General features: G+C 68.3%; 19 protein-coding genes and 1 tRNA gene. 10 read left to right on the top strand and 10 right to left on the bottom strand.

All coding sequences use genetic code 11. The features are described from left to right. The first annotated feature begins 61 nt into the window (after positions 1-61). Positions 62-886 (top strand): GNAT family N-acetyltransferase, encoded by an 825-nt coding sequence (locus ACTWQR_RS09275; RefSeq protein WP_443226451.1) that lies wholly within the window; start codon positions 62-64, stop codon positions 884-886. A gap of 156 nt (positions 887-1,042) precedes the next feature. On the opposite strand, the gene ACTWQR_RS09270 is transcribed toward ACTWQR_RS09275, so the two are convergent. Beyond that, positions 1,043-1,567 carry a DsbA family protein gene (locus ACTWQR_RS09270; RefSeq protein ID WP_443226450.1) on the bottom strand — a complete coding sequence of 175 codons (525 nt, stop codon included), beginning with the start codon at positions 1,565-1,567 and terminating at the stop codon, positions 1,043-1,045. A 242-nt stretch (positions 1,568-1,809) separates the two neighbouring features. Here ACTWQR_RS09270 and ACTWQR_RS09265 point away from each other — a divergent pair, with 242 nt between their 5' ends. Both ACTWQR_RS09265 and ACTWQR_RS09260 read left to right on the top strand, forming a co-directional pair. Continuing rightward, positions 1,810-2,265, top strand: coding sequence for a hypothetical protein (locus ACTWQR_RS09265; protein ID WP_443226449.1), 456 nt, complete (start codon positions 1,810-1,812; stop codon positions 2,263-2,265). A 235-nt stretch (positions 2,266-2,500) separates the two neighbouring features. Further along, positions 2,501-2,653, top strand: coding sequence for a hypothetical protein (locus tag ACTWQR_RS09260; RefSeq protein WP_169800124.1), 153 nt, complete (start codon positions 2,501-2,503; stop codon positions 2,651-2,653). Between the two features lie 41 nt (positions 2,654-2,694). On the opposite strand, the gene ACTWQR_RS09255 is transcribed toward ACTWQR_RS09260, so the two are convergent. Both ACTWQR_RS09255 and ACTWQR_RS09250 read right to left on the bottom strand, forming a co-directional pair. Then, positions 2,695-3,252: a CGNR zinc finger domain-containing protein gene (locus tag ACTWQR_RS09255; RefSeq protein WP_443226448.1), complete on the bottom strand. Its 558-nt coding sequence runs from the start codon at positions 3,250-3,252 to the stop codon at positions 2,695-2,697. Positions 3,253-3,640: 388 nt separating this feature from the next. Next, complete coding sequence (locus ACTWQR_RS09250) at positions 3,641-4,054, bottom strand: SsgA family sporulation/cell division regulator (protein WP_003959770.1); 414 nt, start codon at positions 4,052-4,054, stop codon at positions 3,641-3,643. A gap of 191 nt (positions 4,055-4,245) precedes the next feature. Here ACTWQR_RS09250 and ACTWQR_RS09245 point away from each other — a divergent pair, with 191 nt between their 5' ends. The 7 genes from ACTWQR_RS09245 to ACTWQR_RS09215 all read left to right on the top strand — a co-directional run bounded on the left by ACTWQR_RS09245 (position 4,246) and on the right by ACTWQR_RS09215 (position 12,780). After that, on the top strand, positions 4,246-4,680 hold the full coding sequence (locus ACTWQR_RS09245; protein ID WP_443226511.1) for a TIGR02611 family protein: 435 nt from the start codon (positions 4,246-4,248) through the stop codon (positions 4,678-4,680). Positions 4,681-4,749: 69 nt separating this feature from the next. Beyond that, positions 4,750-4,821: transfer RNA gene (locus ACTWQR_RS09240), tRNA-Val, on the top strand. A gap of 1,327 nt (positions 4,822-6,148) precedes the next feature. Further along, positions 6,149-7,435, top strand: coding sequence for an ABC transporter substrate-binding protein (locus ACTWQR_RS09235; RefSeq protein ID WP_443226447.1), 1,287 nt, complete (start codon positions 6,149-6,151; stop codon positions 7,433-7,435). Then, positions 7,435-8,433 (top strand): carbohydrate ABC transporter permease, encoded by a 999-nt coding sequence (locus ACTWQR_RS09230; RefSeq protein ID WP_443226446.1) that lies wholly within the window; start codon positions 7,435-7,437, stop codon positions 8,431-8,433. The genes ACTWQR_RS09235 and ACTWQR_RS09230 overlap by 1 nt, the downstream gene beginning before the upstream one ends. Then, positions 8,433-9,332, top strand: coding sequence for a carbohydrate ABC transporter permease (locus tag ACTWQR_RS09225; protein ID WP_443226445.1), 900 nt, complete (start codon positions 8,433-8,435; stop codon positions 9,330-9,332). Before ACTWQR_RS09230 ends, ACTWQR_RS09225 begins: the two co-directional genes overlap by 1 nt. A 10-nt stretch (positions 9,333-9,342) precedes the next feature. Further along, positions 9,343-9,942 (top strand): hypothetical protein, encoded by a 600-nt coding sequence (locus tag ACTWQR_RS09220; RefSeq protein WP_443226444.1) that lies wholly within the window; start codon positions 9,343-9,345, stop codon positions 9,940-9,942. 99 nt (positions 9,943-10,041) lie between these two features. Further along, the gene (locus tag ACTWQR_RS09215) at positions 10,042-12,780 is read left to right on the top strand and encodes an exo-rhamnogalacturonan lyase family protein (RefSeq protein ID WP_443226443.1); all 2,739 of its coding nucleotides are present in this window, start codon (positions 10,042-10,044) and stop codon (positions 12,778-12,780) included. Between the two features lie 78 nt (positions 12,781-12,858). Here ACTWQR_RS09215 and ACTWQR_RS09210 read toward each other — a convergent pair whose 3' ends face one another. The 7 genes from ACTWQR_RS09210 to ACTWQR_RS09180 form a co-directional block, all read right to left on the bottom strand. After that, positions 12,859-13,677, bottom strand: a complete 819-nt coding sequence (locus tag ACTWQR_RS09210; RefSeq protein WP_443226442.1) for an ATP/GTP-binding protein — start codon at positions 13,675-13,677, stop codon at positions 12,859-12,861. Positions 13,678-13,739: 62 nt separating this feature from the next. Then, positions 13,740-14,444 carry a 3-oxoacyl-ACP reductase FabG gene (fabG, locus tag ACTWQR_RS09205; RefSeq protein ID WP_443226441.1) on the bottom strand — a complete coding sequence of 235 codons (705 nt, stop codon included), beginning with the start codon at positions 14,442-14,444 and terminating at the stop codon, positions 13,740-13,742. Then, positions 14,444-14,728, bottom strand: a complete 285-nt coding sequence (locus tag ACTWQR_RS09200; protein WP_443226440.1) for a hypothetical protein — start codon at positions 14,726-14,728, stop codon at positions 14,444-14,446. The genes fabG and ACTWQR_RS09200 overlap by 1 nt, the downstream gene beginning before the upstream one ends. After that, entirely contained in the window at positions 14,725-15,261 is a 537-nt protein-coding gene (locus ACTWQR_RS09195) for a hypothetical protein (RefSeq protein WP_443226439.1), read from the bottom strand. The genes ACTWQR_RS09200 and ACTWQR_RS09195 overlap by 4 nt, the downstream gene beginning before the upstream one ends. 334 nt (positions 15,262-15,595) lie before the next feature. Next, positions 15,596-16,606 carry an AvrD family protein gene (locus ACTWQR_RS09190; RefSeq protein ID WP_443226438.1) on the bottom strand — a complete coding sequence of 337 codons (1,011 nt, stop codon included), beginning with the start codon at positions 16,604-16,606 and terminating at the stop codon, positions 15,596-15,598. Between the two features lie 295 nt (positions 16,607-16,901). Next, complete coding sequence (locus ACTWQR_RS09185) at positions 16,902-17,387, bottom strand: MarR family winged helix-turn-helix transcriptional regulator (RefSeq protein WP_443226437.1); 486 nt, start codon at positions 17,385-17,387, stop codon at positions 16,902-16,904. A gap of 212 nt (positions 17,388-17,599) precedes the next feature. Further along, positions 17,600-19,270: an MFS transporter gene (locus ACTWQR_RS09180; RefSeq protein ID WP_443226436.1), complete on the bottom strand. Its 1,671-nt coding sequence runs from the start codon at positions 19,268-19,270 to the stop codon at positions 17,600-17,602. Positions 19,271-19,556: the final 286 nt, after the last annotated feature.

Below are 19,556 nucleotides of genomic sequence, written 5' to 3'. Positions count from 1 at the left end.
AGGGGCCACGGCACCGGTCAACTGGATGACGTAGGGCCGTGGGCTGGGTACAACACCTCTGATGACCACCACTCTGCGGCCGACCGAGCCGCTTCAGCACGCCGCCGACGGGACGCGTTCGCGCCGCTACCAAGTGTGTGTGAACAGCCGTCCCGTGGGTGCGATACATCTCGCGACCAGCCGCGTCTTCGATCGCTCGGTCGCCCAGATCCTCGATCTGCGGATCGAGGAACCGGACCGCAGGCGCGGGCGGGGCACCGTGGCAGCGCTAGCCGCCGAGGAGGTGGCGCGCGGCTGGGGCTGCAAGCGGATCGAGGCGGCGGTGCCGGCCGACGCGGCGGCCGCCCTCCGGCTGGCAACGGCGCTCGGCTATGTGCGGCGCAACCGCAACATGGAGAAGCGGCTCGGCGACACTCCGCCCGAACTGCCGGCCGGCAGCCGGGGACGGCCCATGACAGAGGACGAGTTCGGGCCCTGGATGGAGCGAGGCAAGGAGTCCTACGCGCAGGACTGGATCGCCCGCGGCGTGCCCGAGGCCGAGGCCCGCGCCAAGTCCGAGAGAGATCACGCCACTTCACTGCCGGACGGGATCGGCAGCGAGGGCATGGAGTTCAGCGTCCTGGAACACGAGGGGACGCCGGTCGGCAGGCTGTGGCTGGGTTCGCACGACGGCTGGGCGTTCGTCTTCGACGTCGAGGCCGACGAGCGGTACCGGGGCCAGGGGCACGGACGTTCGCTGATGCTCCTGGCGGAGGCGCAGGCGATCGCCGCGGGCCGGACAGGCATCCGCCTCAACGTCTTCGCCGGGAACACCCCGGCCGAGCGGCTCTACGAGTCACTCGGCTACGAGACGGTCACGTATCACCTCTATAAGAACCTGCTGTAGACGCCTCTACCTGCAAGAAACCCGTCAAGAGACCCATCAGGAAACCCGTCAAGAAACCGTCGTCGGGGGCAGGCGCCTGGAGAGGCTTGGGCGAGCCTTCTGCGAGCAGTCAGTCCGGGATCGAGTCTGAGATCAGGCTTGAGAGCAGGTCTGAGATCAGGCCTTCCCCTCGGCCACGAGTCGGTCCGCGATCTCCTCGATGCGCTCGCGCAGCCCCTCCTGGCTCTTGCCGCCGTCGAGGCGCTCGCCCCCGATGACGTACGTCGGAGTGCCGGTCACGCCGATGGCCTTGCCCTCGGCCTGGTCGGCGTCGACGATCAGGATGTGCCGGCCGTCGACGAGGGCCGTGTCGAACTCCTCGGCGTCCAAGCCGAGTTCGTGGGCCACCTCGACCAGGAAGGGTTCTCCCTTACGGTCCAGCTCCTGTACGCGCCCCAGCACCGCCTCGACATACGGCCAGGCCTGCCCTTGTTCCGCGGCCTCCTCGGCGGCTTGAGCGGCCGCGAAAGCATGCTTGTGCTTCTCCAGCGGGAAGTGCCGCAGTCGCAGCTCCAGCCGGTCGCCGTAGCGCTCCCGAAGCGCGCGCAGGTCGTCGAGGGCGCTACGGCAGTCCGGGCACTGCAACTCGCACCAGACGTCCAGGACGGGGACGGCGGGCTGCGAGGAGGAGGAGTCGCTCATGAACCCCAGTCTCCCAGCAGCGGCACTCGCGGCCCAACCGGGACCTCGTGGACCTCGTGACCCGCCGACCCCGAGCGAGCCCTGAGAGTGGCCGGAGGGAGGCCCAGGACCGGTCCCTGAGGAGGAGCCGACCCGGAGATGTCCCTGAGGTCTGCCCCGACCATGGCATATCGGGCACCGGGCGGTGCAGGATGGAAGGGACGAAGCGACCCTGCCCGACCGAGCCCTGCCTGGAGGACCGGATGATTGCCGAGACCGTCTGTTCCGCCGTCTCCGCGGCCGGCCTGGGCATCGCCGTGGTCACCGCGTACCGCAAGCGTTTCCTCGCGGCGGCCCGCCTCGTCGCCTACTCGCTGGTTCCCCTCGGTCTGGTGATGACCGGGGCCGTCGAATGGGTGGCCGAGACGGCCTTCAGCCCGACGGCCTGGGCGGGCTTCGGTGTGCTCGGCGTCGCCTGGCTGCTGTTCATGACCACGCGCGCCGTCGAGCGGCGCACCGGAGGGACACGCAAGGAGCGCAGGGCGGCCAAGGCCGCCGCGCGGCGCGAGGCGGTGGCCCCCGCGGCCTCAGCGCCCTCGCTCGGCCAGGCGGAGACCCGCCCGGCCACCCGCTCCGCGACCAAGCCCAAGTCCCGTGCCGCCGAGTCCGGGGACGATTTCAGCGACATCGAGGCCATCCTCAAGAAGCACGGCATATGAAGCCGCCCGGCCGGCCCGTGAGACTACGAGTCTGGGCGCCGGTGGGCCGGTGAAGATGCGTGGCATATGACGTTCTGAAACGACACAGTGAGCCGGGCGGTGCCGCGACGGGCTCACGTCGAGCCGGTCTATCCCAGATCCTGGACGGCCGTGTCACGGAATTCGGCGAACTACCCCATATTTCGGGCGTGTTGATCGCGTCTGGAGTGTCGGCTGCGTCATCATCGCCCGCGAGATGCTGGACACAACACAGAGCGACACCGCTGTTCCTCCCGAGGAGCGGCGGGGTTGTCTCTTCGCGCTTTCCCAGCCACCGCTGATGATCTTCCTTGCGGTGATCGGCTGTCTGCTGCTCATGGCTTCGCTGCACGATCTGCTGCTGCTCTGAGCCGTACGCGGAGTCCCTGGCGTCACCCGCCGAGGACTCCGTCAGCCCGCCGCCTCCTTGCGTCGCGCCCGGTAGGCGGCCACGTGCAGACGGTTTCCGCAGGTGCGGCTGTCGCAGTAGCGGCGGGAGCGGTTGCGGGAGAGGTCGACGAAGGCGCGTCGGCAGTCCGGTGCCTCGCAGCGGCGTAGCCGCTCCTGTTCCCTGGCCACCACGAAGAACGCCAGGGCCATGCCGCAGTCGGCCGCGAGATGGTCGGCGATGGAGGCGCCGGGTGCGAAGTAGTGCACGTGCCAGTCGTAGCCGTCGTGATCCGTGAGGCGGGGGGTGGTGCCCGCGCCGGCGACCAGCTCGTTGATGAGCACGGCGGCAGCCCGGGGGTCGGAGGTCGCGAAGATCCTTGAGAAGCGCCCGCGGATCTTGCGCACCGCCGAGAGATCGAGCTCGGACAGGGTTCCGACATCACTGATCTCGTGCTTTCGCACGAAATCCTCCAGGGCCGCGAGATTCGCGAGCCCGTCCTTCGTGTCGTCATCCGGTGCGGTGTTCACCAGATCGACCACGGCGTCGAGGGCGCACCGGGTGTCGTGGGTGATCAGCACGTTTCGCTCCCTGGCCTGGGGGTCGGGCGAGCGCCCGCCGATGCTGGCCGATGCTAGCGGCTCCGCGACACGGGAGACTGGCGCCGTCCGCACTGACGTGCCGGGACACGGGCCTGCGGCGCCGTGCCGGGACACGGATCCGCGGGCCTCGCACGGACACGAGCCGCTTACGAGCGGCCGCACCGGTTTACAGTCGCCCGCTGGCCCTGCTGGCCCTGCTGGCCCTGCTGGCCCCGCTGGCCCTGCTGGCCCCGCTGGGGGCGCATATACCGGCGCCGCCCCGTGGGAGTCCGCGGTGACGGCGTCGGTACGTGCCCTATGCGGTTGTCTGAGCCCGAGCCGTCTCCCCGAGTGGACGGCGCCGGGCGGCTTGGTGCGGGACCTCGTCCTAGCTTTCGGCCAGGATGTGCGAGAGCTCCGTGTCGAGATCGAAGTGCCGGTGTTCCGTGCCAGGTGGCACGGCGGCGTCGGTTCGCTTCAGGAACGATTCCAGGGCCCGCGCCGGGGCTTCGAGCAGTGCCTCGCCCTCCGGAGAGCTCAGGGCGATGCACACGACGCCCTGACCATGGCTGCGGGACGGCCAGACTCGGACGTCGCCGGTACCGGTGGGCCGGTGCAGGCCCTCGGCAAGGAGGTCGCGGGCGAACACCCATTCGACGGTCTCTTCGGCTCCGGTGTGGAAGGTGGCGTGCACGGCATAGGGATCGGCCGTGTCATACCGCAGTCCTGCGGGAACAGGCAGTGAGGACTCGCTCGACACAACGAGGCGCAGGTGCAGCTCGCAGCTGACCGTGGTGTTCATAAGCGCCAGGGCCTTTCGCTCAGTGTGCGCTCGGGGATTCGCACGTCGGCGAAATCGACATGCCACCTACGGTGCCGTTGTAAACCCCTCTGAGTGTTTTGCGTGTCTTTAGGTAGCTCATCCGGCCGAGTGCTCGTTCGCGGAGTACGGCCATTCCGGTGACCGGTTTCGGTCGGGTAGGGTTTGGCCGTATGAATACGGGGAGTGACGAAACGGGGGAGGCCGCCGTGGCGGCCGACGCGGCGAAGAGCGAGTCGGTGCTCGGATCCCGTGCGCCGGAATTCATCAAGGCGCGACGCATGCTCCACCTGAGCTGGCAGGTGGGCGTTTTCATTGTGGGGCTGGCGGTCGTCGGCGCGGGCGTGATCATGCTGCCGTTGCCCGGACCGGGCTGGTTGGTGATCTTCGGTGGCATGGCGATCTGGGCGACAGAGTTCGTCTGGGCGCAGCTGGTGCTCCGCTGGACGAAGCGCAAGGTCACCGAGGCGACGCAGCGGGCGCTCGACCCCAAGGTGCGGCGCCGCAACATCATCCTGACGACCATCGGTGTCGTGATCATCGCCGTCCTGGTCGGGATCTACGTCTGGAAGTTCGGCTTCGAGATGCCGTGGAAGATCAAGGAGTGACAGTCCTCCGCATGCTCCCGGGGCTGTCGGAAGAACCCCCTGACATGGGGTAATGTTTTCCGTGCGCCCGGGCGATTAGCTCAGCGGGAGAGCGCTTCGTTCACACCGAAGAGGTCACTGGTTCGATCCCAGTATCGCCCACCTATACGATCGGCGACCCTATACCTGCGGAGAGCGCGGGTTGGGTCGCCTTCGTCGTTTTCGGCACAGGTTCGCGTGCGGGGCAGCGGCCACGGCACCCGAGCCTCCTGCAACGGGACGACTGGGGCGCGTCGGGCGTCGGGTCGCCCAGTCCGGTAGGTCCGGGTCACTCCCATGCTTCTGACCAGGTGCTATGCCCAGGCCCAGCGTCGCCCGATGATGATCGTGAGCCCTTCGGCTTGGGGTGTCCGGGAAAGCCCTTCGGCTTTGGGTGTCCGCGAACGTTTCGAGCGGCCGACGGCTCTCCATGAATGTCTGGCCTTGGCTCTGCACGTCGGCCTTGGCTCTGTACGTCGGTCCTGGCTCCGCACGTCGGCCCTGGCCAGACCCGGCCCCGCCGGTCCCTGGCCATGCCCAGCCCAGCCCAGCCCAGCCCTCGGCTCTGGTCTTGATCCCGGCTGCGGCTCTGGTCCTGGCCGCGGCCAGGACCAGACTCTTGCCCTTGTTTTGACCCCGACCCGGACCTGGCCCCTGTCCCGGCCCGACTTGGGCTGCGCCCCAGCTCAGCCCAGTCCGGCCCGGATCAGCGCTGCGTGCCCCGCCCTGGCTGCCCCACCCCGGCATGGCTCCACGTCGTGCGCCGCCCGGCCCGCACACTGCCGTGCTCTCCCCTCTCCCTGGGCCTCGCGTCGCACCCTGCCCTCGCCGCCCCGGCGCACCCAGCGGTACCACCGCCGTGACGCCTCAGCGCACCCGTAAATGCGCAGGCGCATCAACAACATCTCGCCCATTTCGCGACGCCCCACGAGTCCCAGCTCGCCCCGCCCGGGCCGGCCCCTTAAGCCGCCCCACCCTACGCAGCCGAGTGGCCCTCAAGCGCCGACACCCTTCCAACCTCGGGACCCCTCGCCCAGCCGCCCTCGCGACAGCCAAGCCCCGAGCCTCGACCCTCGACCCTCGACCAACGCTCCCTTTCGCCCCGAGAGGCCCCGCTCACTCCACCGCATCGGCCAAATCCGCTCCCCGGGGTCCGACCTCCCTCGCCTCATCAACTCCCCACTCTCACCGCAAACTCCTGGCCAACCCTTCCCAAGTTCCCCAGCTCACCCCCCGTTCGACCCGTCGACCGACCCCATCCCACCTGCACAGTCTTCCAACACCTCCGCAGAACCAGCCCTGTTCACGCCCTCGCGCGAGCGACCGCGTTCACATCAATTCCTGTCCGAATCATTGACGTGCCCGGAGGGCCTCCGTACCTTGTGCCAGCAAGCGCTTACTTGAAACGATTCATGGCGGCGGTCAGTGATGTTGCGGGGAGGGCCCGACTGTGGGTAACAACGGGAGTGTCGAGAGGCGGACGATCCTCAAGGCGGGTGGAGCCTCGTTAGCCGCGCTGGGGCTGGCCGCGGTGACGGGCTGCGGCGGCGACAGTGGCTCCGGGGACGGAACGGTGACGATCCGTTACGCCTGGTGGGGTGCTGAAGACCGCGCCAAGCGGATCAACGAGACCATCAAGCTCTTCGAAAAGAAGTACCCGAAGATCAAGGTGAAAACGGACTTCCAGCCGTACCTCGACTTCTGGAAGAAGTTCAACACCCAGGCTTCGGGTGGTAATCCGCCGGATGTCTTCCAAAATGCCGTTGGATTCCTGCGCAAATACGACGCGAAGAATGTGCTGCTCGATCTCAGCGAGCAGGTCAAGGCGGGCAACCTCTCCCTGGACGGGTTCCGGGCCGGCCTGGAGAAGTTCGGCGAGATCGACGGCAAGCTCCTCGGTGTGCCGGTCGGCTCCAACTCGATGGCCCTGGTTGTCGACAAGCCCGTCTACACCAAGGCGGGTGTGACGCCGAAGCAGGGCTGGACCTGGGACGACTTCGACGCGGCGATGAAGAAGATCCGCGACAAGGCGGGGCGCTCCGGTGACAGTGGCATGTACGGCGTCATGTACCTCTATGACCTGTACCTGCGCCAGAACGGCAAGGCGTTCTTCACCGAGGAGGGCCTCGGTTTCACGGAAGACGACCTCAAGGCCTGGTGGACCAAGGCGGAGAAGGGTGTCGAGTCGGGCGTCTACACCGACCCGAAGAAGGTCGCCCAGATCAAGCCCAAGTCCGCCGTCGCCGCAGAGCTCGCGGGCGGCGAGTTCACCTGGGACAACTTCACCGTCCGCTACACCGCCGAGGGCAAGAGCGAGTACGGCCTCGCCCCCATCCCGACGACGGACGGCAAGAAGACCGGCCAGTACCTGGGCTCCCTCATGCTCAGCGGCTCCAAGCGCACCCAGCACCCCAAGGAAGTCGCCCAGTTCATCAACTTCATGGTGCACGATCCCGAGGTCGCCAAGATCATGGGCTACGACCGCGGTGTGCCCGCGACGCAGGCGCAGTTCGATGCGTACAAGCCGACCGACCCGGTCAACAAGGAGATAGCCGCCTACGAGGAGTCCCTCGTCGCGGCGGACGTCCTCGAGCCCATCACCCCGCACCCCAACGGCGCCGACATCTGCGAGGCGGCTTTCCTGCGCATCGCTGAGGAACTCGCCCTGGGCAAGCGGTCGGTGGACGACGCTGTCAAGCAGTTCTTCACCGAGTCGAAGACGGCTCTCGTCGGCTGATGGGAACCACCGTGACACACGCCCCTGCGATGGAGGGCCTGTCCCAGGACTCCGAGCCGCGGCACGGTCCGGTGGATTCCCCGCGCCCCGCCGCTTTCAAGCGGCGGCGGCGCCGGGAGAACCTGGCCGGCTATCTCTTCATGTCCCCCTGGATCGCCGGATTCCTGCTGTTGACAGCGGGCCCGATGATCGCCTCGCTCTACTTCGCGTTCACCGACTACAACCTGTTCGACAGCCCCAAGTGGATCGGCTTGGAGAACTTCTCCACGATGTTCTCCGACCCGCGCTGGCGCCACTCGGTGCAGGTGACGATGTGGTACGTCGTGGTCGGTACGCCGCTCAAACTGCTCGCGGCACTCGGCGTGGCGCTGCTCCTCGCCCAGCAGCGGCGCGGACAGGCCTTCTACCGGGCCGCGTTCTACGCGCCGTCGCTGATCGGGGCGAGTGTCTCGATCGCCATCGTCTGGAAGGCGATCTTCTCTGACGACGCGATCGTCGACCGCACGCAGAAGATCTTCGGGGTGAACGTCGGCGGCTGGACCGGCGACCCGGACATGATCATCTACAGCCTGGTGGCGCTCACGGTCTGGCAGTTCGGTGCCCCCATGGTCATCTTCCTGGCCGGCCTCAAGCAGGTCCCCCGCGAGCTGTACGAGGCGGCCGAGGTCGACGGAGCGGGAAAGCTGCGGCGGTTCTGGAACATCACGCTGCCGATGATTTCGCCGGTCCTCTTCTTCAACGTCCTTCTGGAGACGATCCACTCCTTCCAGATCTTCAGCTCGGCGTACATCGTCGGTGGCGGTGCCGGAGGCAACGCCTGTGGACCTGCGGACGGCTCGATGGTCTATACCTGCTACCTCTACGTCCAGGGCTTCGAGAACAGCCGGATGGGTCTGGCCTCCGCCATGGCCTGGATGCTGCTGGTCGCGGTCGCCCTGGTGACTGCGGTGCTGTTCTGGTCCCAGAAGCGCTGGGTGCACTACGAGGAGGGCGCCTGATGAGCGCGCAGGTCACAGACATCCCGCCGGCTCAGGCTCAGTCGACGAAGGCGGGCAATTTCCGGCGCAGGTTGCCCGGCTCGCTCGCCTGGCACATCGGGTCCCTCGCGATCCTCGGGGTCATCCTGTACCCGGTGATCTGGCTCATCGGCGGTTCCTTCAAGAAGAGCGGAGACATCGTCGGCAGCCTGGACCTCTTTCCCGGCTCCCCGATCGCTTCCAATTACACGGGCCTCACCGAGGGCATCGCGGACATCTCGATCTCCACGTTCTTCCTCAACTCGCTCTTCCTCGCGGTCGGTTCGGTGGTAGGGATCCTGGCGTCCTGTTCGCTGACGGCGTACGCCTTCGCGAAGATCAAGTTCGCGGGTCGCAATCTGCTGTTCACGCTGATGATCGGCACGCTCCTGCTGCCCTACCACGTGCTGCTCATCCCGCAGTACGTGCTGTTCCGCAACATGAACCTGATCAACACGTACACCCCGCTCCTGCTGGGCAAGTACCTCGCCATCGAAGCGTTCTTCGTCTTCCTGATGATGCAGTTCATGCGCAACCTGCCCAAGGAGCTCGACGAGGCGGCCCGTCTCGACGGCTGCGGACACCTGCGCATCTACTGGTCGATCGTGCTCCCGTTGTGCCGCCCGGCGCTGATCACCAGCGCGATCTTCACCTTCATCAACTCCTGGAACGACTTCATGGGCCCGTTGATCTACCTCAACGAGCCCGACAAGTACACGGTCTCGCTCGGCCTGAAGATGTTCGTCGACCAAGAAGGGCTGGCGAACTACGGCGGCATGATCGCCATGTCGCTCGTCGCCCTCCTGCCGGTCCTCGCCTTCTTCCTGGCCTTCCAGCGTTACTTGATCGACGGCATGGCCACATCGGGCCTGAAGGGCTGAGGTGCGCAAGGTGAGCCAGGCATCTGTCAAGACACGCGGCACGCAGCGGGGATCCGTCTTCACCGAACGGTTCGGGCTCTTCGCCGAGTGCCTGCTCACCGGAGTGTGGATCGCGATCGCCTCGCTGCCCGTGGTGACGTATCCGGCCGCGTTCGCCGCCGGGTCGCGGCATCTGCGGCGGCGTACGTCCCATCTGGAGGGCGGCTGGCGGGAGTTCGTCGCCGACTTCCGCGCGGCTCTGCGGGGTGGGTGGATCGCGGGCGTCGCCGGCTGGGCCGCGGCTCTCGCGGTGTGGGTGGACGTCCAGGCCGTACGCGCCGGGATTCCCGGCGGTCCGTTCGTCGGGGCCGTCGGTCTGTTCGCTTTGATCGGGCTGGCCGTCGCCGGGCTGCGCGCTGCGGCCGTCTGGGAGCCCGGGGCGTCCTGGCGGGAGCTGCTCGCGGCCGCCGGGCGTCGTACCGTCCTCGACCCCGCCGGGTCGTTCCTGCTCGTCGGCGGGCTGGCTGTGGTGGCCTGCTCCGCCTGGTTCGTCGCGCCGCTGGCGGTGCCCGTCCTGGGGGCCGTCGCGGCGGCGGCCCTCGCCGTGGAGGAGCGCGGCCGGCGCCGCTGACCACCCACCCCACGGCCCGTACAAGGTCGGCGCCCCGGCGTCGCACCTCTCTCTGTCATGCCCCTGACTTCCCCGCACGGAAAGGAAAGGTTGCATCTCATGGCTCCCATCCCCCGTAGGTCCCTTCTCAAGGCGGCCGCAGTCGCCGGAGCCGCCGCCCAGTTCAGCTGGGCCTTGGGTTCGAAGGACGCGCAGGCCGCGCCGAGAGCCGAGGCCGCCGACGCGGAGCCGGTGACCCTGGACTGGCTGGAGGAGGGCGGCCTTGGCGCCGCCCCCGGCTCGACCGTGGGCGTGCCCTGGCCGAAGGGCGCGTACGAGAAGGACCAGGCGTTCGCGCTGAAGGACGCCGACGGCAAGGAGGTGCCCGTCCAGTCCTGGCCGATCGGCTACTGGCCGGACGGCTCGCTGAAGTGGACCGCGCACGCGGTTGGCCCGGGCGCGGGCGCCGGGAAGCTCACGCTCGCCGCTGGTTCGCCCGCCGCCCCCGAGAAGAAGGTCACGGTCGACAAGAGCGGCGGCACCATCACCGTCTCGACCGGTGTCATTACCGCGAAGATCGGCAAGAGCGGCTCCACGCTCGTCAAGTCCGTGACCCGCGGTTCGACCGAGATCGCCAAGAACGGCCGGCTCGTGCTGCTGCGCCAGCCGGAGATCGAGGACGGCGACCAGGGCACGGAGAAGTACGAGCGGTTCGAGAGCGCCATCTCCAAGGTCGAGGTCGAGCAGGAGGGGCCGGTCCGCGGAGTGGTCCGCGTCGACGGCAAGCACCGCCGCGGGGACCGCAGTTGGCTGCCCTTCTCGATCCGGCTCTACTTCTACGCGGGTGCCGACTCGTTCCGCATGGTGCACACCATCACCTTCGACGGGACGCAGGAGCCCGGCAAGGCCAGCGGTGACTTCATCCGCGGGCTCGGGGTCCGGTTCACCGTGCCGATGCGCGACGCCTCGTACGACCGGCACATCCGGATCGGCGGCGACGGCACCGGGCTGCTCCGGGAGGCCGTCAAGGGCATCACCGGGCTGCGGCGAGACCCGGGCGCGGCCGTGCAGGCGGCGCAGTTCGCGGGCAACAAGCTGCCCGATCCGTCCACATGGGACCAGCGGGTCACCACCCGGCTCCAGTACATCCCCGAGTGGGGCGACTACACGCTCTCCCAGCTCTCCGCCGACGGCTTCGGCGTCCGCAAGCGCACCAAGAAGGGCCACGGCTGGATCCCGGCGGGCGGTGGCCGGCGGGCGAGCGGCTTCGGTTACGTCGGCGGGGCGAGCGGCGGACTCTCCTTCGGGCTGAGGGACTTCTGGGAGAAGTTCCCCGCCCAGCTCGACATACGGGACGCGCACACCGACGAGGCCGAGGTCACGATCTGGCTCTGGTCGCCCGAGGCGCAGCCCATGGACCTGCGCTTCTACCACGACGGTATGGGCCAGGACACCTTCCCCGAACAGCTCGAAGGCCTCAACATCACCTACGAGGACTACGAGCCCGAGTTCGGCACCCCGTACGGCATCGCCCGCACCTCCGAACTCCTCTTCTGGGCCAACGAGTCCACGCCCGCCCCGGAGAAGCTCGCCGAACAGGTCGAGGCCGTCCGGACCCTTCCGCAGCTCGCCGCCCCGCCCAAGCACCTCGTCAAGGCCAAGGTCTTCGGCGGGCTCTTCTCCGAGCCCGACCGCTCCACCACCGCCAAGGCGAAGATCGAGGACCACCTCGACTTCCTCTTCACCTATTACAAGGACCAGGTGGAGATGCGCCGTTGGTACGGCTTCTGGGACTACGGCGACATCATGCACTCGTACGACCCGGTCAGGCACCAGTGGCGGTACGACGTCGGCGGCTATGCCTGGGACAACTCCGAACTGTCGCCCGACCTCTGGCTCTGGTTCGCGTATCTGCGCTCCGGCCGTGCGGACATCTTCCGCTTCGCCGAGGCCATGACCCGGCACACCGGCGAGGTCGACGTCTACCACCTCGGCAAGTGGGCGGGGCTCGGCACCCGGCACGGCGTCCAGCACTACGCCGACAGCGCCAAGCAGCAGCGCATCGCCAACACCACCTATCGGCGCTACTACTACTTCCTCACCGCGGACGAACGCGTCGGCGACCTCATGCACGCCAACGTCGACTCCGACGAGACGTTCCTGGTCCTCGACCCGATCCGCAAGATCCGCACCGAGCCGTACACACCCGACCGCAACGCGCTGTCGGTCGGCTTCGGCACGGACTGGAGCGGGCTCGTTTCCGCGTGGCTGACCGAGTGGGAGCGCAAGGGCCCCAAGTGGGAGAAGGCCAAGGCACGCGTGCTGTCGACCATGGAGACAATCGCCGCCCAGCCCAACGGCTTTGTGCAGGGCACCGGGTTGTACGACCTCGACACGGGCAAGTTCGCCGTCGCCGAGAAGCCTGCGGTCTCCGTCTCCCACCTGTCGGCGGTCTTCGGTCTCAACGAGCTGTGCGCCGAGCTCATCGACCTCGTCGACATGCCCAAGTTCAATGAGGCGTACTTCGACTACTGCCGCTACTTCAACGCCACCAAGGCCGAACAGGCGGCCCGGTACGGCACCAACTTCGGCTCGCTGCTGCTCTTCCAGGGCCACTCGAGGCTCGACGCGTACGCGGCCGTGCAGACCGGTGACGAGAAGCTCGCCAAGCGGGCCTGGGACAAGTTCTACAACAGCGACGGCTACAAGGAGTCGGCGCCGTGGACCACGGAGAAGGTGAGCGGTCCGGTCACTCTGGTGCCGGGCAGCGAAGCCAACTGGGTGTACACCAACGACACGGCGCTGTACGGCCTCGCGGCCATTGAGAACCTGGCGCTCCTGGGCGACAAGATGCCCTAGCGACGGTCGCGGTCCGCTGCCACGTGCCCGGTACGGCACATGGCAGCGGACCCCGGACGACGGGTTGCCCGCGCTCGGTCAGAAGCGCATCGCGTACGAGATGCGTCGGCGCAGGGACTTGGTGCGCTGCGCCTCGTGGAACCGGTCGTCGTTCTCCAGGACCTCGATGGCCCGACGGACCCGGATGTGGGCCAGATCGATGGCCTCGTCGAGCGGCATCACCAGGGGCAGGTCGAAGATCTCGACGATCCGCTCCACGCGCTCGCGGACACTGCCGCCGACGACGTGGTACGGAATCCGCAGCTCCTCCAGCGTTTCGATGAGGAGGTCGTCCGACAGCTTCCGGAACTTCTCCGAGACCGGCCGGTGGCCGTCGGCCTTCAGCTCGAACTCGACTGGGAGATGCACGTAGGCGTCGTAGATCCGCTTGGCACGCGCCTTGGTGACCGCTCCGTAAGCGTTCATGTAGTCGCGGTAGAACCGCTTCACCGGGAGTCCGGCGACGTTCTTCACCGTCTTGAGCAGGAAGTTCGCCCCCGGGTTGATGCCGACGCGCATCCGTGCCTCGCCGTAGATCCACTCGTGGATCACCGAGCCGTCGGAGATGAACGGCCCCGAGCCCGCTTCGTGGTGGATGCGCTCCTCGAGCCGCCGCAGTCCGAGCATCATCAGCTCCGACGCGCTGAGTTCCTGTACCTGCTTGCCCGGGACGAGGTCCATCAGGATCTCGCGGGAGGTCATCGCGTGCGTGCGAGGAATGCCCGTGGCTATGGACAGCGCCTCGGTCGTGGTGCTCTTGCCGCTGGAGTACGTGCCGGAGATGGCGAGGTGCAGACCGCGTTCCCCGGCGGGGGAGGCGGACGGCGGGCCGGCCGGATGTGTCGTGGTGTTGCCCATGGTGTGGTCTCGTCTCGTCGTGGGAGTTCCGGTCGTTGTGGGAGTTCCGGTCGGCTTGGGAGTCATCCGCCCAGGCCCAGGCCGCCGCTGACCGGCAGGACCGCGCCGGTCACGAAGCGGCCCGAGTCCCCGGTCAGATAGCGGACCGCCGCGGCGACGTCCGCCACCTCGCCGGCGCGTCCCAGCGGGGTGATGTTCAGCAGGTGCTCACGCCGGCGGTCGGTGATCCCACGGCTCATGTCCGTGTCGATCAGGCCGGGCGCGACGACGTTGACCGTGATGTTGCGGGGGCCGAGCTCCCAGGCGAGGGAGCGGGCCATGCCGAGCATCCCGGCTTTCGCGGCGCCGTAGTTGACCTGTCCCGGCGCCCCGTACGCGTAGGTCATCGAGGACATCAGGACGATCCGGCCCCAGCGGGCGCGCACCATGCCGCGCACGGCGCGCCGCACGGTGCGGAAGGCCCCGTGCAGGTTGACGTCGACCACGTCCGTGAAGTCCCGCTCGTCCATGCGCAGGAACAGCGTGTCGCGGGTGATGCCCGCGTTGACGACGAGTACCTCGACCGGACCGTGCTCCGACTCCACCTTCTCGAAGGCGGTGTCGACGCTGTCCGTGTCCGTCATCTCCGCGCGTACCCCGAACAGTCCGTGGGGTGGGTCGGCGCCGCGGTGTGTGACGGCGACGCGGTCACCGTCGGCGGCCATGGCGCGCGCCACTGCGAGCCCGATGCCGCGGTTGCCGCCGGTGACCAGGACCGAGCGTCCCATCAGTGGCTCCTTCGGTCGGTGGCGGTGCCGGGGGCGCCCCCGGGACGGGCGGAACGGCGTTGCGGGGCCCGACGGCCGGCGAGCGCCAGATTCGAGGCCGCGGTGGCGGCGATCACCGAGCCGATCTCCCGCTGGCTGGGCACCAGTGCGAAGCCGCCGGGCAGTCCGGCGGACGGTTCGTCGGCCATGTCCCTGCCCACGTCCTCCCGCATGTCCCCGCGACCGTCCTGGTGTTTGTCCTCGTGCCGCTTCTCCTGCCGCTTCTCGTGACGGGACCGCGTCATCGGCCCACCCCGCCCATTTCGCTGCCCGCCGGGCACGCCTGTGTGCGGTCGGCGAAGAGGTGCTCGACGACGGCGGTGATGCGGCCGGCGGTCAGAGCGGTCGGCAGAATCCGCCGGGCGAACCGTGGATTCGGCGGCACCTCGTCGTGCCTCTCCTCGATCAGCAGCGGTGGCAGCAGCGCCAGGGGCGTCCGGGACAGTGCCGCGTCGCTGTCCGTGAGGAAGCGGGCGGCGCGGTCCCGGTGCGTGGCCGGCAGCCAGTCGAGAAACGGCAGCCGCAACTCGACGACCTCTTCGTCCACGAGGGTTCCGGGGCAGTCGCCCGTCAGGTCCTCGACCACTCGGCAGGGTGCCGCCTGCCACTCCTCCCGCAGCATCGGCACGCGGCTGCGGGCCTCGTCGAGCAGGACGAGCAGCGGGCGCTCGCTTTCCAGGTGCTCGCGCACCATGGCCAGTTGCCGCTCGTCCGGCCATATTCCCGTGGGTGTCCATTGACCCGCTCCAGGCTCCCGTTCGGGCTCTTTCCAGAGCACTCGGGCAGGTCCTTCGAGTACGACGAGAACTTCTCCGAAGCGTAACGTCGGTGAAAAACGCATGAATATTTCCCTCGTTGTTCTGTTGCGATTGCCGCAGCGGCAATGATTCTCGGGCATGCGGAACTCTCCGGGCCGCGTTTCATTCCATGGACGGCGCGATGCGTGAACGATGTTGAATTGACCGTTCGCTATTCATCATTCACTGCAATGACGCGCCGATGGCGAGCGTTGACGCGCTCATGAAGCTGAACCGACGGAAGAACGCGGACGGTGCGGAATGCCAGAGGGATCCGCTCGACCGGTGAACCGGTGAACCGGTGTACCGGCGCGGCTAGGCTGCGGCGGGCAGCCGGTGCGCGAGCGAGCACCGGCCGCTGATCCCCGAGAAGTCGTCGACGGCCAGCTCAGCGGTGCGCCACGTCTCTCCGCCCATGCCGAGGAGCCGGCTGCCGGCGGTGTGCACGGTGGGCGCGAAGCTGCGGCCGAGCGGACGCACGGGCGTCTCCGTGCCGATGACGAAGCGCCGCATCCAGAGTGTGTCGCTGCTGCTCCGGGACAGCCCGTCCTGCGCGTAGAGCAGGACCTGGGCGAACTGGGCCACCCCCACCAGTGCGTCGACCAGCGATACCGAGGGGCCGTAGGCCGCCTCCGCGCCGTGCGACTCCGCGGGCGTCTCCGTGGCGACCACGCGCTGCTGCCCGCGGATGCGCTGCCGGTCGAGGTCGACATGGACCTGTTCCGCCTGCTGATGGCGCTTCTTGTAGCCCTCGCCGTAGTGCCGGGCCCACGCCGGCCCGAGGGCCTCGGTGGCGTCGGTGTACGTGGCGGCGCCCGCGGTCCTGTCCGTACCGCGCTCGTGCGCGAGGTTGCAGCACACCCGCAGCGCGCCGATACGGCAGTCGAAGGTGCTGGTCAGCGAGGACGCCTCCCAACGGGAGGCGACCGCGAGCAGCCGCCCCTCTACCGGGAAGTCCGCGAGATCTTCGTGCGGACTGCTCCCGGCGCGCACGTCCGCGTGCCGCAGCCAGGTGCGGCGCTGTTCCGCGGCCGTCAGCCCGAAGGCCCGGTTGACGTGCACCTCGGCCAGGGTCGCGGCCAGTACCAGCGCGTCGATGCTGCTGAGATGCGGCCGCAGTTCGTCGGAGCCCGACTTGCGGGACCAGTCCTGCGGATACGTCAGAGTGCCCCGCGCGGTGACCTGCGCGCCCGGCTCGGCCGAGCCATCAGTGGTGATCTTCCTCAGGTCCTGGACGACCCGCTTGTACCCGCTTCCGAAAAAGCGTGTGCTTTCCGGACCGAGGCAGCTGTCCAGAGATCCGTAGAATAAATCCTTGCTGATCATTTCCCCGTTGATCCTTCCCCCGTGCCGCGGACCCTCGTCCGCGTGCCGGAGCCACCCTTGTTCGAGCCACTCCGGATGTAAAAAAAACTAGCATGGCGAAGTCGCCGCATGCGAGGAGCCAAAGATATTTGTGACGCCTTCCACAGCACTTCCGGAAAGTGTAATCCTAAACGGAACTATTAATTTCAGGCCGTGTGGGATGTGTGGGATGTGTGGGCTGGATACGCACGTACGCGGATTCCGAAATTCCCTTGAAATGGAATTTCGGAATCCGCGTACGTGGCGGTGAAAGGGGTCAGTCGCAGGCGACCACGCGCGGCCAGCGGTCGGCGAGCAGATCGCCGAGCAGCGTCCGTAGCCGCTCACGGTCGGCCTCGGGTACAGAGGAGAGGAATTCGCGTTCCACCTCGTCGACGGCGTGCCCGGCGCGCTCCAGGGCCTCGCGGCCGCCGTCCGTGAGGTGCAGGATGTAGCGCCTGCGGTCGGACGGGTTGCGGCGACGTTCCACGTGGCCCGCGCCCTCCATCTCGTCGATCAGAGCGACCATGGTCGTCGGGTCCAGGTTGAGCAGTCGGCTCAGATCCTGTTGGGACAGGCTGAGGCCGCTCTCCAGGGCCGCGAGGACGTAGAAGTAGCGCAGGCGCATGCCCTGCGCGGCGAGCGCCTTCTCGGCGTCCTCCATCAGGAGCGAGCCGGCCTTGTGCAGCAGATAACCGGTCCTGCTGACGAGCGGGAAGTCGAGCCCCGCGGGCTCCGCCGGGGTGGGCATCGCCTGTGTCATCCGGGCCACTCCCCTTGTCGATGAGCTGAGGTGACGGGGCCCCGGTACGCCGCGTTCCTTGACGGTGCCAAGCGTCCCCGGTGCCGATCGTCGGCTTGTTCGAGAGTACCGGCCCAGGCATCCGGCCTCCACTGCCGGATGCCTCCGGACTGGACGTCTTCGAGGCCGGACCGCCCTGCGCCGCCCGGGGGTTGCCCGGGCGGCGCCCTGCCTCAGAGTGACGCGGTCGTCGGCACCGGACTGTCGCCCGCGGGGTGCGCGGCGGGTCCGGTGCTCTTGGTGACCGAATGGTGCCCCTCGTGGCCGTGCTCCTCCGTGCGGGCGCTCTCGTGGAGGTCCCGGGTGCGGATGAAGGCGAATCCGATCACCGCGCCGACCGCGGCGACGACGGCACAGATGAACATGACGTCGGTCAGGCCGTCCACGAAGGCGGTACGCGCCGCCTCGTCCAGCGCGGAGGCCAGCCCGTCGGGCGCCCGGCCGACGGCTTCGGCCCCGCCGCCCGCCGCGACCGCCTCGCCGAACTCGTGTGCGTCGGGGCCCAGTCGCCGCCCAGCCTCGGACTCGGCGAACAGATTCGTCACTCGGCTCTGGAAGATCGCGCCGAAGCCGGCGATGCCGATGGCGACGCCCACCTGCTGGAACGTCTCGCTGATGCCCGAAGCCATGCCCGCCTTGGACGGTTCCACGACGGCGATGGACAGGGAGGCGCGCGGCGGGTTGAAGAGCCCCATGCCCAGACCGATGCCGAACATGCTCGGTAGCAGCGCGGTCCAGGAGGTGTCCGGGCCGGTGAGCGCGACGAGGAGCAGCCCGATCGCGATGAGCGCGAGCGAGGACCCCATCAGCAGCCGCTGCGGCACCCGGGTCGTCAGCGAGCCGGCGACCGCTGCCGCGACGAACAGGGTCAGGGTCAGTGGCAGGAACCGCAGGCCGGTTTCCCAGGGAGAGAACGCCAGCACGTTCTGTACGTAGGAGACCAGCAGGAAGAGCGCGGACATGGTGGCGGCGGCGCACAGCAGCGTGACCGCCGACACCCCGTTGAACGTGACGTTCCTGAACAACGACAGCTGGAGCATGGCCCGTTCGCCGAGCCGCCTCTCAACGACGGTGAACACCACGAGGAGAAGTGCGGAGGCGCCGAACATGGCGACGATCGGCGAGCTGCCCCATCCGTCGGCCTCGCCGCGCAGCAGCCCCAGGACCAGCAGGGTCAGGGCGCTGGAGAAGAGGACCAGGCCCCACCAGTCGACGGCGGGTGCCGACTCCGCGCGGGACTCCCGCATACGCAGCAGGCTGATGAGCAGCGCGAGCAGGCCGACCGGGACGTTGACCAGGAAGATCCAGCGCCAGCTGAGCCCGTCGGTGAGCGCGCCCCCGATCAGCGGCCCGAAGGCGATGGACAGGCCGACGACACCGCCGAAGACGCCGAAGGCCTTGCCGCGGTCCTTGCCCTGGTACTCCTGCCCGATCAGCGCGGGGCCGATGGCAAAGAGGACGGCGCCGCCGAGGCCCTGGATGCCGCGGGCCACGGAGAGGACGGCGGTGTCGGTCGCGAGGCCGCACGCCAGTGAGGCCAGCAGGAAGACGACAAAACCGAAGTTGAACATCCGCTTGCGGCCCAGCCGGTCCGCCAGCGAGCCGGCGGTCAGCAGCACCGCCGCGAGCCCGAGGGCGTACGCGTCGAGCACCCACTGGAGGGAGGTGAAGCTCGCGTCGAAGTCCTCCCTGATGTCCGGCAGCGCGACGTTCACCACGGTCAGGTCGAGCAGCAGCATGAACGTGGCCACACACACAACGGCCAGCGTCCACACCCGCCCGGCACCCCCGGCGCCGGGCTCGGCCGCCTGGTGCGGCGTTCGCGTCGTTCGTTCGGCCATCATTCCCCCGAGTCTCGATGATCAAAGAAGTCAATCGTTTGTGATTTCTATGATCCGAGAAGCTATGAATGCCTGGGGGTGACTGTCAATGAACTCCGTGGTTTTCGGCCGACATTGGCCGGCAAGCGCCGGTCCGGTGGCTCGTCACGTCTGAACGGAGGCCGTTCGGTGCGGTACGGCGCCCCGGAAGGGGCGCGGGGCTGTGACATGTGAGCCTCCGCCGCGATGGGGCCCCGCTCGAGCGAAGTCGAGAGTGGGGGAGCGACCAGCCCCCACCAGCCCGCGCCCG

It is taken from the genome of Streptomyces sp. 2A115 (genome assembly GCF_052245575.1).
Taxonomy (GTDB): Bacteria; Actinomycetota; Actinomycetes; order Streptomycetales; family Streptomycetaceae; genus Streptomyces.
Note: the sequence above shows the minus strand (reverse complement) of the source record. Positions and strands in the feature narration are given on the sequence as shown.

Coding starts and splice junctions, on each gene's coding strand:
- ACTWQR_RS09275 (WP_443226451.1), top strand. CDS start 62: ATGACCACCACTCTGCGGCCGACCGAGCCGCTTCAGCACGCCGCCGAC.
- ACTWQR_RS09270 (WP_443226450.1), bottom strand. CDS start 1,567: ATGAGCGACTCCTCCTCCTCGCAGCCCGCCGTCCCCGTCCTGGACGTC.
- ACTWQR_RS09265 (WP_443226449.1), top strand. CDS start 1,810: ATGATTGCCGAGACCGTCTGTTCCGCCGTCTCCGCGGCCGGCCTGGGC.
- ACTWQR_RS09260 (WP_169800124.1), top strand. CDS start 2,501: ATGCTGGACACAACACAGAGCGACACCGCTGTTCCTCCCGAGGAGCGG.
- ACTWQR_RS09250 (WP_003959770.1), bottom strand. CDS start 4,054: ATGAACACCACGGTCAGCTGCGAGCTGCACCTGCGCCTCGTTGTGTCG.
- ACTWQR_RS09245 (WP_443226511.1), top strand. CDS start 4,246: ATGAATACGGGGAGTGACGAAACGGGGGAGGCCGCCGTGGCGGCCGAC.
- ACTWQR_RS09230 (WP_443226446.1), top strand. CDS start 7,435: ATGGGAACCACCGTGACACACGCCCCTGCGATGGAGGGCCTGTCCCAG.
- ACTWQR_RS09225 (WP_443226445.1), top strand. CDS start 8,433: ATGAGCGCGCAGGTCACAGACATCCCGCCGGCTCAGGCTCAGTCGACG.
- ACTWQR_RS09215 (WP_443226443.1), top strand. CDS start 10,042: ATGGCTCCCATCCCCCGTAGGTCCCTTCTCAAGGCGGCCGCAGTCGCC.
- ACTWQR_RS09210 (WP_443226442.1), bottom strand. CDS start 13,677: ATGGGCAACACCACGACACATCCGGCCGGCCCGCCGTCCGCCTCCCCC.
- fabG (WP_443226441.1), bottom strand. CDS start 14,444: ATGGGACGCTCGGTCCTGGTCACCGGCGGCAACCGCGGCATCGGGCTC.
- ACTWQR_RS09200 (WP_443226440.1), bottom strand. CDS start 14,728: ATGACGCGGTCCCGTCACGAGAAGCGGCAGGAGAAGCGGCACGAGGAC.
- ACTWQR_RS09190 (WP_443226438.1), bottom strand. CDS start 16,606: ATGATCAGCAAGGATTTATTCTACGGATCTCTGGACAGCTGCCTCGGT.
- ACTWQR_RS09185 (WP_443226437.1), bottom strand. CDS start 17,387: ATGACACAGGCGATGCCCACCCCGGCGGAGCCCGCGGGGCTCGACTTC.
- ACTWQR_RS09180 (WP_443226436.1), bottom strand. CDS start 19,270: ATGATGGCCGAACGAACGACGCGAACGCCGCACCAGGCGGCCGAGCCC.